Below are 12,914 nucleotides of genomic sequence, written 5' to 3'. Positions count from 1 at the left end.
TGTGCCGCGTGGCACGGGTTTCCGGTCGGGGCGGGCAGCGGGTGGTCGTGAGTCCGATCATGCTATCGGAGTGACGCGGGTGGGTTTCCCTGGTCACGGGCTGTAAGAAGGTAAGTCGATCCTGTGCTCGAAAGTCCAGTGCCTAACGGTGATCGTGAAACTCTCGACACCCCCGGGCATCGAGAGCACCACGCGTCAGCCGGGTCCGCCCGGATCTCAGTCCCCGGGCCCGTCGAGCCGGGCGAACAAGGGGCGTGCCTTCGGGACGCGGCCGTCGGTTTCGGCCAGCTGCGCCGCGACGCGGGCCGCCGACTCCGGGACGAAGGGGGCGAGCTGGTCGGACAGCGTGCGACAGGCGTGCAGCAGGGCGGCGAGCACCGCATCGAGACGGTCGCCCGCAAGGCGGTCCCCGGCGCGCTCGGCCTTGGCCAGCTCCCAGGGGCGCGTCGCGTCGACGCAGCGGTTGGCCTCCTCCACGATCCGCCACACCGCCCCCGTCGCCCGCCGGAAGTCGAAGTCCGCCAGGGCCGCGTCGACCTCGTCCTGGACGCGGCGACAGGCCGCGTCGAGCCGTTCGGTGCCCGCGACGGCGGCCCGCGCGGGGGCGACGCGGCCGTCGCGGAAGCGGTGGGCCATCGTCACGACCCGGTTGACGAGGTTCCCGAGGCCCCCGGCGAAGTCGGCGTCGGCCCGCGCGACGAGCCGCTCCCGGGTGAAGTCCGCGTCCCCGACCCGGGGCACGTCCCGCAGCAGCCACCAGCGCACCGCGTCCGTGCCATAGGCCGCGGCCAGCTCCGCCGGGTCGACGGTCGTGCCGCTGGACTTGCTGATCTTGCGGCCGTCGACGGTGAGGTAGTCGTGGACGAGGACGTCCGTGGGCAGCGGAAGCCCCGCCGACAGGAGCATGGCCGGCCAGTAGACGGCGTGGAAGCGCACGACGCCCTTGCCCACGAGGTGCACGCGGCGGGTGCTCCGCTCCCACCAGCGGGTGTACGCGGGATCGTCGGTGCCGTGGCCGAGGCTGGTGACGTAGTTGCCGAGGGCGTCCCACCAGACGTACACGACCTGGCTCGGGTCGTCCGGGACGGGGATGCCCCAGCCTCGGGCGCGCGTGTGCGAGCGGGAGACCGAGAAGTCGTGCAGGCCGCCGTCGATGAGGGCGAGCACCTCGTTGCGGCGCGCCGCGGGTTCGACGCGCAGCTCGCCCGAGGAGATCAGCGCGCGCAGCCGGTCCGCGTACCGGGAAAGACGGAAGAACCAGTTCTCCTCCGCGACGAGCTGCGGCTCGGTGCCGTGCTCGGCGCAGCGCCCCTCGACGAGTTCGGCCGGGGTGTAGAACTGCTCGCAGCCGACGCAGTACAGGCCCTCGTAGTGCTTGCGGTACAGATCCCCGGAGGCCGCGCACTGGCGCCACAGGTGCTCCACGCCCACGCGGTGGCGCGGGTCGCGGCTGGTGCGGATGAAGTCGTCGAAGGACAGGGCGAGCGGTTCGCGCAGCCCCTCGAAGGCCTCCGCGTTGGCGTCGACGAAGTCCTGCACGGGCACGCCCTCGGCCTCGGCGGCCAGGACGTTCTTCAGGGAGTTGTCGTCCGTCCCGGTCAGGAGCCGGACCTCGTCGCCCCGATGGCGCCGGTGGCGGGCGAGGACGTCCGCCTGGACCAGTTCGAGGGCGAAGCCCAGGTGCGGGCGGGCGTTGACGTAGGGGATCGTCGTCGTGACGTACGTACGGGGTGTGGTCATCGGAACCTCCGGTGGAGAGGCGGGGCTCCGAAGCCGCTCGGAAACGGAACGAGGCCCCGACTCGGGGCCTCGGAAACGCGAACGTCCGGTATCAGCAGCCCCGTTGCGGGGGCATCATGGCGAAGAGATACTCGGACGTGATCATGGTGGGGATGGTAGCAGCCGCCGTGGGGCGGGGGCGGGGAATATCCGGCGGGGCGGGGGAGCGGCAGGCAGGTGGGCGCGCGGCGGCTTCCCGGGGAGCGGGGGCGGACGCGGCGCGCAGGCTGAGCGGCGCGCGGCGATCTCCCGGGGCGCGGGGGCGCGGGGCGCGCGGCGAACTCCCGGGCGCGAAACGCAGCGTGCCCGGCGTGCGGCCGGGACCAGCCGGACGCCGACCGTGGACCATGGCGTCGCGTACCTGCCAGACCGCAGGTCGCACCCCTGCTGGACTGAGGCTCGCGATCAGCCCCTCACCAGGACGGACCCATGCCTTCCGCCACCGCCGCAGCAGCCCTGCCCGCCCCTGACGGACCCACCACGGCCCCTCGGCCCCCGCTCGTTCGCTGGCTCGCCGTCGTCACCGTCACGATGGGGATCTTCGCCATCGTGACGGTGGAGATCCTGCCCATCGGCCTGCTCCCCGCCATCGGCCGTGACTTCCGGGTCACGGACGGCACCGCCGGGCTGATGATGACCGTGCCCGGCCTGCTGGCGGCGCTGTCCGCGCCCGTCGTGACCGTGGCGACCGCGCGCGTGGACCGGCGCGCGCTGCTCGGCGCCTTCATGCTGCTGCTCGCCGCGGCGAGCGCCCTCGCTGCGGCCGCGCCCGGCTACTGGCTCGTGCTGGTCTCCCGCGTCGCCGTGGGCGTCACCATCGGCGGTTTCTGGTCGATCGCGGCCGGTCTGGCCGAACGCCTCGTGCCCCGGGAGTCGGTGGGGCGGGCCAAGGCGGTCATCTTCTCGGCCGTCCCCCTGGGTTCGGTCCTCGGCGTGCCCCTCGCCACCTTCGTCGGGGACGTGGCCGGATGGCGGACCGCCTTCGCCGCCATGGCGGTCCTGACCGTGGCGGTGTGGGGGGCGATGCTGGTGCTGCTGCCTCCGCTGCCGCCCGCCGAAGCCGTCCACCCGAGGGTCCTGCGCGGGCTGCTGCGGCGCTCCGGCACCCGGCTCGCGCTGCTCATGACGTTCCTCGTCGTGCTCGCGCATTTCGGTGCCTATACGTACGTAGCGCCCTTCCTGGCCGAGGTGACGCGGGTGAGCCCGGGCCTGGTCACCCTGTTCCTGCTGGCGTACGGCGCGGCCGGGGTCGTCGGGAACTTCGTGGGCGGGGCGGTGGCGGCCCGTCGGCCGCGTACCGCGTTCGCCGTCGCTGCGGGGCTGATCGCCCTGGCCACGCTGGCGCTTCCGGTCGCCGGGCGGTGGGCGGGCGGTGCGGTCGCGCTGCTCGTCGTGTGGGGCGTCGCGTACGGCGCCGTGCCGGTGTGCTCGCAGACCTGGTTCGCTGTCGCGGCGCCCGGCGCGCCGGAGGCGGCCTCGGTCCTGTTCACGGCCTCCTTCCAGGCGACCTTCTCGCTGGGCGCGCTGGCGGGCGGCGCCGTGGTGGACCGGGCGTCGGCGGCCGCGGTGATGGTCTGCGGCGGTCTGGTCGCCGCTGCGGCGGTGCTGCTCGCGTGGGGCGCGGGCCGGGCGGGCGGCCCGGCGCCCACCGCGGCCGGTGAGCGCCGGAACCGGTGACGGCAGGGGTCAGACCGCGGCCGCGAGCGCCTCGAACTGGGCGTCGGTCAGCGTGATCTCGGCGGCCGCCGTGTTCTGCTCCAGGTGCGCCACCCGGGACGTACCCGGGATGGGGAGCATCACGGGGGAGCGGCGCAGCAGCCAGGCGAGGGCGAGCTGCGAGGGGGCCGCGCCCTGTTCCTTCGCGGCGGCGTCGAGCGGGCCGCCCGGGCGGGCGAGCTCGCCGGTGGCCATCGGGTACCAGGGGATGAACGCGATGTTCTCGCGCTCGGCGTACTCCAGGACGTCCTCGGAGGCGCGGTCGGCCAGGTTGTACTTGTTCTGCACGGAGGCGATCTCCGCGATCTCACGGGCCGCCACGAGCTGCTCGACGGTGACCTCGGACAGGCCGATGTGACGGATCTTGCCTTCCTGCTGGAGCAGGACGAGCTCGCCGAGCTGGTCGGCGAGCGGCACCTGCGGGTCGATGCGGTGCAGCTGGAACAGGTCGATGCGCTCCAGACCGAGGTGGCGCAGGCTCAGCTCGGCCTGCTGGCGCAGGTACTCGGGGCGCCCCACCGCGTGCCAGGCGCCCGGGCCCGAGCGGGTGAAACCGGCCTTGGTCGCGATGACCAGGTCGTCGGCGTAGGGGTGCAGCGCCTCCTTGATGAGGACCTCGTTGACGAAGGGGCCGTAGGAGTCGGCGGTGTCGATGAAGGTCACACCGAGCTCGACGGCGCGGCGCAGCACGCGTACGGCTTCGTCGCGGTCCTCGGGCTCGCCCCAGACGCCGGGCCCGGTCAGCTGCATGGCGCCGTAGCCGAGGCGGTGGACGGGCAGGTCGCCGCCGAGGGCGAACGTGCCCGAGGCGGCGGCGGGGCGTGGGGTGTTCGGGGTGCTCATGGGGGCGGTCCTTTCACGGCGTACGGATCGCGACATGGGGATCACAACGTACGAACGACACGGCATGGGTGACACAAGGTGTGCATCACCGAACCTATGCGCAAGAAGGCGTGAAGAGCGGCTTCGGCCGGGCACCGGCAGCCCGTCGGCCGGAGCCCGGCCACCGCTCCTCACGCGCTGGTGGGGCGTCACGTCGGACAGGACACCCCTGGTCCGGGGCCCGCGGGCCAGGGGCCCTCAGCCGTCCAGGCGCTTCAGGAGCTCGGCGGCCACCGCGCCGGAGGACGCCGGGTTCTGACCGGTGATCAGGTTGCGGTCGACGACCACGTACGGGGCCCACGGTTCGCCCTCCTCGAAGGCGGCGCCCGCCTCGACGAGGCGGTCCTGGAGCAGCCACGCCGCCTTGTCCGCCAGACCCGCCTGGGTCTCCTCGGCGTTGGTGAAGCCGGTGAGGCGGTAGCCCGCGAAGGCGTTGCCGCCGTCGGTCGTGGTGGCGGCGAGCAGCGCCGCCGTGGCGTGGCACACGGTGGCGAGCGGGGTGCCCGACTCCAGCGCGCGGGCGAGCAGCCTGCCGGAGGCGGCGTGGACCGCCAGGTCCTCCATGGGGCCGTGGCCGCCCGGGTAGAAGACGGCGGCGTAGGCGTCCAGGTCCACGCCCTCCAGCGGGACGGGGGAGCGGAGTTCGGTGAACGCGGCGAGCGCGGCTGCGGTGTCAGCGGCGCCCTGCTCGCCGCCGTTCGCCTCCGGCGCCAGGCTCGCCCGGTCCACGGGCGGTACGACACCGCCCGGCGTGGCCACCACGATCTCGTGGCCCGCGGCCTTGAGGGCCGCGTAGGGCGTCACTGCCTCCTCGGCCCAGAAGCCCGTCGGGTGCGGGGTGCCGTCGGCGAGGGTCCAGTGGGCGGCGCCGGTCATCACGAAAAGAATCTTCGACATGCCCCGAAGGTAGGCCGCTCCGGCCATAGGAAACCAATAGGGAAGCAAGTCGCTGCCATAGGACATTCAATGGGTGGGAAGGGAATATCCGGCGCCGGGCGACGGTAGGCCCGAGCCCTGGTTCATCCTCCGTTCACAAGGGAAATAGACCGACCGGCCTGGGGGTTGGAGGCACACATGCGTCGACGGCAACGGGCCGTGACGCGTCCTGGCCTGGAGGACCTCATGAGGATCGGCATCATCGGCGCGGGCAACATCGGCGGGAACCTCACCCGCCGTCTGACCGCACTCGGCCACGACGTGTCCGTGGCGAACTCCCGCGGCCCGCACACGCTCACCGCCCTCGCGAAGGAGACCGGGGCCACGCCCGTGACGGTGGCCGAGGCGGCGCGCGGCGCCGAGGTCGTCGTCGTGACGATCCCGCTCAAGAACATCCCCGACCTGCCGTCCGGCCTGTTCGACGGCGCCGCCGACGGCTTCGCCGTGATCGACACCGGCAACTACTACCCGAAGGAGCGCGACGGCAGGATCGACGCCATCGAGAACGGCCTGCCCGAGAGCCGCTGGACCGAGCAGCACATCGGCCACCCGGTCATCAAGGCGTTCAACGGCACGTACGCCCAGGACATCCTCGACAGGCCCCGGCCCGCCGGCGACCCCGACCGCCTGGCCCTGCCCGTGGCCGGCGACGACCAGACGGCGAAGCGCACCGTTCGCGATCTCATCGACGCCCTCGGCTTCGACACCGTCGACGCGGGCGGCATCGACGACTCCTGGCGCCAGCAGCCCGACACCCCCGTCTACGGCCTGCGAGCGGGCACGGCGGAGGTCACCAAGGCCCTGGCGACGGCGAGCCCGGAACGGCCCGAGAACTTCCGGGCGTAGGCGTACGTGCAGGGGCAGGCGTGGACGTACGCGCGCGCGTAGGCGCGGCGGTCCGGTCCGGCGTCCCCTTTCCGCTCTCCACCGCATGATCACCCATGGGTAGATTGGCGCGATGACGGAGAGGACGAACATCCCGGCGGACTTATCGCCCGGCGAGCAGCGGGACGGGCGAAGGGCACGGGGCAGCGGACGGGGACGGCACGCCGCGCCGAAGCGCGGAGCCAGGGCGGGGAGAGGCACAGCCGAGGCGAGGAAGGATGCTGCCCGGCCGGACAGGAGCGGGGGCCTCGCCCGGTCCTCGCTCCTGATGGCGCTGGGCACTGTCGTGTCCCGCGCCACGGGCCTCATCCGGCAGGTCCTCCAGGCGGCCGCGCTCGGCACCGGCCTGCTGGCCAGCACGTACAACACGGCGAACACCGTGCCGACGGGCCTGTACACCCTGCTGATCGGCGGCGCGCTCAACGCCGTGCTCGTGCCGCAGCTCGTCCGGGCCCGGACGACGCACCCCGACGGCGGCCGGGCCTACGAGCAGCGCCTGGTCACCCTCGTGCTGTGCGTGCTCGCCGCGGGCACGGGCCTGGCGGTCTGGGCGGCTCCCGAGATCGTCGGCCTGTACATGCGGGACACCCCGGACACCCACGAGGCGTTCGAGCTCACCGTCGTCTTCGCGCGGTTCCTGCTGCCCCAGATCTTCTTCTACGGGATGTTCGGCATGTTGGGGCAGGTCCTCAACGCCCGGGAGAAGTTCGGCGCGATGATGTGGACGCCCGTCCTCAACAACGTCGTCCTGATCGGCATGTTCGGCGCCTATGTGAGCCTCATGGCGGCGCCGGACCGCGTCGGGGACATCACCGCGAGCCAGGTCCGGCTCCTCGGTACGGGCACCACCTGCGGCATCGCCCTCCAGGCCCTCGCCCTGGTCCCGTACGTCCGCGCGGCGGGCTTCCGCTTCCGGCCCCGGTTCGACTGGCGCGGGGCGGGCCTGCGCCAGAGCGCCCGGGCGGCCCGCTGGACCCTGCTGTTCGTCCTGGTCAACCAGATCGCGCTCACCGTCGTCACGAACTACGCCAACGCGGCCGACCAGCGACTGCCCACCGCGGGCGCCGGGTACACGGCGTACTCGTACGCGCAGACCATCTGGCTGCTGCCGCAGTCCATCGTCACGGTCTCGCTGGTCACGGCGCTGCTTCCGCGGCTGAGCACGGCGGCGGCGCAGGGCCGCACCGACGACCTGCGCGGTGAGCTGTCGCGCGCGCTGCGGCTGACCGGGGTCGTCATCGTGCCCGCCGGGTTCTTCTTCCTCGCGCTCGGCCCGCAGACGGCGGCCCTGCTGTTCGGGCACGGCACCGCCGCCGCCACGCAGCCACTCGGGCAGATGCTCCAGGCCTTCGGCCTCGGGCTCATCCCCTTCTCCGCCCAGTACCTGCTGCTGCGCGGCTTCTACGCCTTCGAGGACACGCGCACGCCGTTCTGGATGGCCGCGTGGATCGCCGTCGTGAACATCGCCCTGGCCACCGCCTGCCACCTCCTCCTCCCGGCGCGCTGGGCCGTCGTCGGCATGGCCAGCGCGTACACGCTGTCGTACGCCGTGGGACTGCTGCTCACCGCACGTCTGTTGCGCAGGCGCCTCGGCGGTCGCATGGACGGCAGGCGCCTGCTGCGCACCTACGGCAAGCTCGGCCTCGCCGCCGCCCCGGCGGGCGCGCTGGCCTGGGCCGTCGCGCACGGCCTCGGGTCCGGAGGGGCCGCGGGCACGCTGCGGACCGGGCTCGCGCTCGCCACCGGTGCCGCCGCGATGGTCCTCGGCTATCTGCTGCTCGCCCGGCTGCTGCGGGTCGGTGAGCTGCGCCTGGGGCTGCGCTGAGGGGCGTGCGGGCGGGCCGTGGCTCGGGGCGCTTCTGGTGGCTTGAAAGCGGTGGTCGGGTGGGGGGCGCGGCGTGTCAGGCAACGAGCCCCCGTGCTGCGTCCTGCCAGGTGTGACTGGTGCAGACCCCTCCTTCGACAAGCGGCCCCCTGCCGAGAGAGACCCGACCGAGCGGACCAAGGCTGAGCAAAACGTGACCGAACACAGTAGTGAGGAGCGGGCGAAGGGCGAGAGCGAGGCGGGCAGACCCGAGCGGCTGCCCGCCAAGGAGACCTGGAGCGTGCTCTACCGGCACTTCCGGCCGCACCGCGGCGCCGTGGCGCTCGGCGCGCTGTTCACCCTCATCGGCGCGGCCACCGGCCTCGCCCAGCCCGTGGCCATCGAGGAACTCGTCAACCGGCTGTCCGACGACGAGTCGATCTCCTCGATCCTGATCCTGCTGACCGGGCTCCTCGTCATCGGCACCGCCGTCGAGTCCGTCGGCAGCTACATCCTGGAACGCACCGCCCAGTCCGTCGTCCTGGACTCCCGGCGCTCCCTGATACGCCGGCTGCTGCGGCTGAAGGTCAGCGAGATCGAGCGCGTACAGCCCGGCGACCTGATGTCCCGCGTCACCTCGGACACGACGCTGCTCCAGGCCGTCACCACGCAGTCGGTGGTGTCGGCGTTCTCCGGCGCCCTCACCGTCATCGCGACCATCGTGATGATGGCCTTCATGGACGCGGTGCTCCTCGGCGTCACCCTCGGCGTGATCGTCCTCATCGGCGGTGCCACCGCCCTCGTCATGCCGCAGATCTCCAAGGCGACCGAGCGCTCCCAGGAAGCCGTCGGCATGATCTCGACCGCGCTGGAGCGCGCGTTCGGCGCCTTCCGCACCCTGAAGGCCTCCGGTGCCGAGCGGCGCGAGACGGCCGCCGTGGAGGAGGCCGCCCACGAGGCCTGGCGGTACGGCGTGAAGTCCGCCAAGTGGCAGGCCGTGGCGTGGAGCTCCATGGGCTTCGCCATCCAGGTGTCGTTCCTCGCGGTGCTCGGCGTCGGCGGCGCGCGCGTCGCCTCCGAGGCGATCTCCGTGGCCACCCTGGTGGCGTTCTTGATGCTGCTCTTCTACCTGATCGACCCGGTGAGCCGGCTCGTCGACGCGGTCACCCAGTACCAGGTGGGCTCCGCCGCCGTCGCCCGCATCGTCCGGGCCGAGCACATGGAGACCGAGGAGCTCGCCGCGCCCTCGCCGCGCCTGGCCGGGGCGCGGGGCGCCCCCGCCGCCGTGGCCTTCGACGACGTCACCTTCCGCTACCAGGACGGCCTTCCCCTGGTCCACCACGGTGTGACCTTCACCGTCCCCGGCCCCGGCATGACCGCGTTCGTCGGCCCGTCCGGCGCGGGCAAGACCACCGTGTTCGGACTCGTCGAGCGGTTCTACGAGGCCACCGGCGGCCGCGTCCTCGTCGACGGCAGAGACGTACAGGACTGGCCGCTCGCCGATCTGCGCGCCACCATCGGCTACGTCGAGCAGGACGCCCCCGTCCTCGCGGGCACGCTGCGCGAGAACCTCGTCTTCGCCGCCCCGGACGCCACTGAGGCCGACCTGCGCGACGTCCTGGCACGGGCCCGGCTCGACGCCCTCGTCGAGCGGCTGCCCGACGGCCTCGACACCGTGGTCGGCCACCGCGGCTCCAAGCTCTCCGGCGGCGAACGCCAGCGCGTGGCCATCGCCCGCGCCCTGCTGCGCAAGCCCCGGCTGCTGCTCCTGGACGAGGCCACCTCGCAGCTCGACGCGGTCAACGAACTCGCGTTGCGCGACGTCGTCGCCGAGGTGTCCCGCGAGGTGACCGTCCTGGTCGTGGCCCACCGTCTGTCGACGGTGACGTTGGCCGACCAGATCGTCGTCATGGACGCGGGCCGGGTCCGCGCGACGGGCACGCACGACGAACTCGTGGCGGCGGACCCGCTGTACGGCGAGCTCGCGGCCACGCAGTTCCTGGCGACCGCCTCGTGAGGCCCGGGCCGCGACGGGGCCGCGACGGGGCCGGGCCCGTTCGGGGGCGGGGACCGGATCGGGGCGATGGCGCGATCGGGCCCGGGTGGTGGCGGAAACGGGTCCGCCCAGTGGCGTGATTAAAGCCCGCGCCGCGTCCCGACGGCATGATCTACCGTGAGGCCATGACCAAGGTGACCTTCGATCGTCACGTATCCGAAATCAGCACGCAGGCCGAGCACTTGAGAGCCCAGGTCAAGGACGCCGACCTCGCCGTGCCGGTGCGGACCTGCCCCGGCTGGAGCCTCGGCAACCTCCTGCGGCACGTGGGCGGCGCGCACCGCTGGGCCGAGGCCGTGGTGCGCACCCGGGCGAGCGGGCCGGTGCCCCACGACCAGGTCGACGACGTCGCCGGGGACGACCGCGCCGACGCCGCCGCGCTCGCGGACTGGGTGGTCGAGGGCGCGGCGCGCCTCGCGGACACCCTGCGCGAGGCGGGACCCGACGCCCCGGTGTGGACGCCCGCGCCCGGCGGCACGCCGGAGTTCTGGGCCCGGCGCATGCTCTTCGAGACGGTCCTGCACCGGGCGGACGCGGCCGTCGCCGTCGGCGGCCCGTACACCCTCGCCCCGGACGTGGCGCTGATCGGCGTCGGCGAGTGGATGGAGTTCACCGTCCTGCCGCAGGTCTACGAGTCCGAGGAGCACCTGCGTGCCCTCCTCGGCCCCGGCCGCACGGTCCACTTCCACGCCACCGACGCCGAGCCCGCGAGCGCGGGGGAGTGGTTCGTCGACCTCACCGGTGACGCCATCACCACCCGGCCCGTGCACGAGAAGGCCGCGGTCGCGGTCCGCGGCCCGGCCACCGCCCTGCTGCTGGCCCTCTACCAGCGCGAGTCGGTCCTCACCGAAGGCCCGGAGGTCATCGGTGACCGGGCCTTGTTCGAGCAGTGGCGCGAGACGGTGAGCCACTGGCTGCGGAAGTGAAGAAGAGCCCGTCCACGGGCCAGGAGGGGGAGGGCGGGCGACGGGAGGCCCGCTCTCCTTCGGCGTCCCTTAGCTTCGCGCTCCGCGTGGGAGCGCTCAGGACTTCGGCACTCGGTCCACAGGAAGGCCGCGAGGTTCCTTGATGCGCTTCATGATGATCTGGGAGTTGACCTCGGTGACCCCGTCCAGGGTCGTGAGCCGCTCGATCCACAGGCGTTCGTAGGCGGCCAGGTCGGCGACCGCGATGCGCAGCAGACAGCCGGGGCTGCCGAAGAGGCGGTACGCCTCGATGACGTCGGGGATGTCCTGGAGCGCCGCCTCGAACGCCTCGACCGTCTCGCGGTCCCGGCGGACCTCGATGGAGACCAGGACCTCGAAGCCGCGGCCCACCGCCTCCGGGTCGACGACCGCGCGGTAGCCCTGGATCACCCCGTCCTGCTCCAGCTGCCGCACCCGCCGCAGGCAGGGCGACGCGCTGAGGCCGATGCGCTGGGCCAGCTCCTGGTTGCTGAGGCGGCCGTCCTTCTGGAGCTCGCGCAAGATATCGAGGTCAATTCGGTCCATGGCGCAATTCTGCACTACTGAAACCGGCATCTCCGGGTTGATGTCGCAATCGGCTTGCGCGGCTGCTCGCCTATTCTTGCGGTGTGACTGTCCGTGAACCTCGGGCCGTCGATTGATGCGGCCGCGCGGCGAGCAGCGCCCGGCCGTACTCCGGACTCATGGAGAGGCAGGCCCGCGCCGATGACGCAGCTGGCATCCCCGACGGCCCCGCGGCGGGTCGTCGTCATCAGCACCGGTGGCACCATCGCCAGCCGCTGGCAGGGCGCCGGGTACGCCGCCGACGCCTCCGGCGGCGAGGTCCTGGCCCAGGCCGCCGTGCCGGACGGCGTCACGGTCGAGGTCGTCGACCTGTTCAACGTGAACAGCTCCAGCATGACCTCCGCCCGGCAGCTCACGCTGCTGCGCGCGGTGCACGAGGCGCTCAGTGACCCCGGCGTCGCCGGGGTCGTCGTCACGCACGGCACCGACACCCTGGAGGAGTCGGCCTTCTTCGTCGACCTGCACCACGACGACCCGCGCCCGGTGGTCTTCACCGGCGCCCAGCGTCCGCTGGGCGCCGCCGACGGCGACGGCCCGGGCAATGTGTACGACGCCCTGCAAGTCGCCGCGACCGTACGGGACATGGGGGTCCTGGTCGTCTTCGACGGCACGATGCACGCGGCGCGCGGCACCGTGAAGACCCGCACCCTGGCAGCGCACCCGTTCGCCGACCCGTCCGGGCAGCCCGTGGGACGGCTCGGCTTCGGGCGCGTGGACATCGACCGGCGCCCCGAGCGGCCCGAGCCGCTGCCGCTGCCCGCGCCCGTGGGCACCGACCCGCTGCCCCGCGTCGACATCGTGATGCACCACTGCGACGCCGACCCGCTGCTCCTGGACGCCGCGGTCGCCGCCGGGGCCCGGGGCATCGTGCTCGTCGCCACCGGAGCGGGCAACGCGACACCGAGGTTCGCCGATGCCGTCGCGGCGGCCGTGGACCGCGGGGTCCTGGTGGCCCTCACCACCCGGGTGCACTCCGGCCCGGTCGCCGAGATCTACACCGGCGGCGGCGCGGTCGACCTGGTCGCCGCGGGCGCCGTGCTCACCGGCACCCTCCGCGCCGGGCAGGCGCGCATCGCCGTCCTCGCCGCGCTGCTCGCGGACGCCGCACCCCAGCGGCGGGGCGCGCTGCTGCGACAGCTCCTGGACGCCCCGGACCAGGGCGAGGACCGGGCGTCGGCCTCAGCCGCCTGACGCGCGAACCCGCGCGCCCCCTCGCCCCGAGCGCTCCCCGCTCCCCGCACGCGGCCCCGCTCCCGTCTCGCAACCTCCGCGTTCCCGCACGCGTTGTCGCACGCGTTCCCGCACACGCTCACGCACGCGTTCTGGC

The 12,914-nt window shown here is 73.4% G+C and carries 10 protein-coding genes; 6 read left to right on the top strand and 4 right to left on the bottom strand.

All coding sequences use genetic code 11. The features are described from left to right. Nucleotides 1-216: 216 nt before the first annotated feature. The gene (locus tag AC5WAM_RS02220) at nt 217-1,740 is read right to left on the bottom strand and encodes a methionine--tRNA ligase (RefSeq protein ID WP_495521334.1); all 1,524 of its coding nucleotides are present in this window, start codon (nt 1,738-1,740) and stop codon (nt 217-219) included. A gap of 468 nt (nt 1,741-2,208) precedes the next feature. Here AC5WAM_RS02220 and AC5WAM_RS02215 point away from each other — a divergent pair, with 468 nt between their 5' ends. Next, a complete protein-coding gene (locus AC5WAM_RS02215) occupies nt 2,209-3,456 on the top strand; it encodes an MFS transporter (RefSeq protein ID WP_495521333.1) in 1,248 nt (415 codons plus the stop codon). Between the two features lie 9 nt (nt 3,457-3,465). Here AC5WAM_RS02215 and AC5WAM_RS02210 read toward each other — a convergent pair whose 3' ends face one another. Both AC5WAM_RS02210 and AC5WAM_RS02205 read right to left on the bottom strand, forming a co-directional pair. Further along, on the bottom strand, nt 3,466-4,338 hold the full coding sequence (locus AC5WAM_RS02210) for an aldo/keto reductase (RefSeq protein ID WP_495521332.1): 873 nt from the start codon (nt 4,336-4,338) through the stop codon (nt 3,466-3,468). 237 nt (nt 4,339-4,575) lie between these two features. Next, on the bottom strand, nt 4,576-5,274 hold the full coding sequence (locus AC5WAM_RS02205) for a type 1 glutamine amidotransferase domain-containing protein (protein ID WP_495521331.1): 699 nt from the start codon (nt 5,272-5,274) through the stop codon (nt 4,576-4,578). Nucleotides 5,275-5,499: 225 nt separating this feature from the next. Between AC5WAM_RS02205 and AC5WAM_RS02200 the strand changes: the two genes are divergently transcribed. From AC5WAM_RS02200 to AC5WAM_RS02185, 4 genes are all read left to right on the top strand, one after another. Then, on the top strand, nt 5,500-6,159 hold the full coding sequence (locus tag AC5WAM_RS02200; RefSeq protein WP_366794584.1) for an NADPH-dependent F420 reductase: 660 nt from the start codon (nt 5,500-5,502) through the stop codon (nt 6,157-6,159). Between the two features lie 307 nt (nt 6,160-6,466). Further along, nucleotides 6,467-8,023 (top strand): murein biosynthesis integral membrane protein MurJ, encoded by a 1,557-nt coding sequence (murJ, locus tag AC5WAM_RS02195; protein WP_495521330.1) that lies wholly within the window; start codon nt 6,467-6,469, stop codon nt 8,021-8,023. Nucleotides 8,024-8,279: 256 nt separating this feature from the next. Then, a complete protein-coding gene (locus tag AC5WAM_RS02190; RefSeq protein WP_495523484.1) occupies nt 8,280-10,019 on the top strand; it encodes an ABC transporter ATP-binding protein in 1,740 nt (579 codons plus the stop codon). 164 nt (nt 10,020-10,183) lie between these two features. After that, nucleotides 10,184-10,984 carry a maleylpyruvate isomerase family mycothiol-dependent enzyme gene (locus AC5WAM_RS02185; protein WP_366794586.1) on the top strand — a complete coding sequence of 267 codons (801 nt, stop codon included), beginning with the start codon at nt 10,184-10,186 and terminating at the stop codon, nt 10,982-10,984. Between the two features lie 96 nt (nt 10,985-11,080). On the opposite strand, the gene AC5WAM_RS02180 is transcribed toward AC5WAM_RS02185, so the two are convergent. Beyond that, nucleotides 11,081-11,548, bottom strand: a complete 468-nt coding sequence (locus AC5WAM_RS02180) for an Lrp/AsnC family transcriptional regulator (protein WP_366794587.1) — start codon at nt 11,546-11,548, stop codon at nt 11,081-11,083. Between the two features lie 180 nt (nt 11,549-11,728). On the opposite strand from AC5WAM_RS02180, the gene AC5WAM_RS02175 reads away from it, so the two are divergent. Further along, nucleotides 11,729-12,778 carry an asparaginase gene (locus AC5WAM_RS02175; protein WP_495521329.1) on the top strand — a complete coding sequence of 350 codons (1,050 nt, stop codon included), beginning with the start codon at nt 11,729-11,731 and terminating at the stop codon, nt 12,776-12,778. The last annotated feature ends 136 nt before the right edge of the window (nt 12,779-12,914 follow it).

It is taken from the genome of Streptomyces sp. JLYT201 (assembly GCF_059448825.1).
This window is presented reverse-complemented; position numbering and strand designations above follow the sequence as displayed.

Bases quoted from the DNA above. Each gene is read 5' to 3' on its own strand.
- AC5WAM_RS02220 (WP_495521334.1), bottom strand. From the start codon at position 1,740: ATGACCACACCCCGTACGTACGTCACGACGACGATCCCCTACGTCAAC.
- AC5WAM_RS02215 (WP_495521333.1), top strand. From the start codon at position 2,209: ATGCCTTCCGCCACCGCCGCAGCAGCCCTGCCCGCCCCTGACGGACCC.
- AC5WAM_RS02210 (WP_495521332.1), bottom strand. From the start codon at position 4,338: ATGAGCACCCCGAACACCCCACGCCCCGCCGCCGCCTCGGGCACGTTC.
- AC5WAM_RS02205 (WP_495521331.1), bottom strand. From the start codon at position 5,274: ATGTCGAAGATTCTTTTCGTGATGACCGGCGCCGCCCACTGGACCCTC.
- AC5WAM_RS02200 (WP_366794584.1), top strand. From the start codon at position 5,500: ATGAGGATCGGCATCATCGGCGCGGGCAACATCGGCGGGAACCTCACC.
- murJ (WP_495521330.1), top strand. From the start codon at position 6,467: ATGGCGCTGGGCACTGTCGTGTCCCGCGCCACGGGCCTCATCCGGCAG.
- AC5WAM_RS02185 (WP_366794586.1), top strand. From the start codon at position 10,184: ATGACCAAGGTGACCTTCGATCGTCACGTATCCGAAATCAGCACGCAG.
- AC5WAM_RS02180 (WP_366794587.1), bottom strand. From the start codon at position 11,548: ATGGACCGAATTGACCTCGATATCTTGCGCGAGCTCCAGAAGGACGGC.
- AC5WAM_RS02175 (WP_495521329.1), top strand. From the start codon at position 11,729: ATGACGCAGCTGGCATCCCCGACGGCCCCGCGGCGGGTCGTCGTCATC.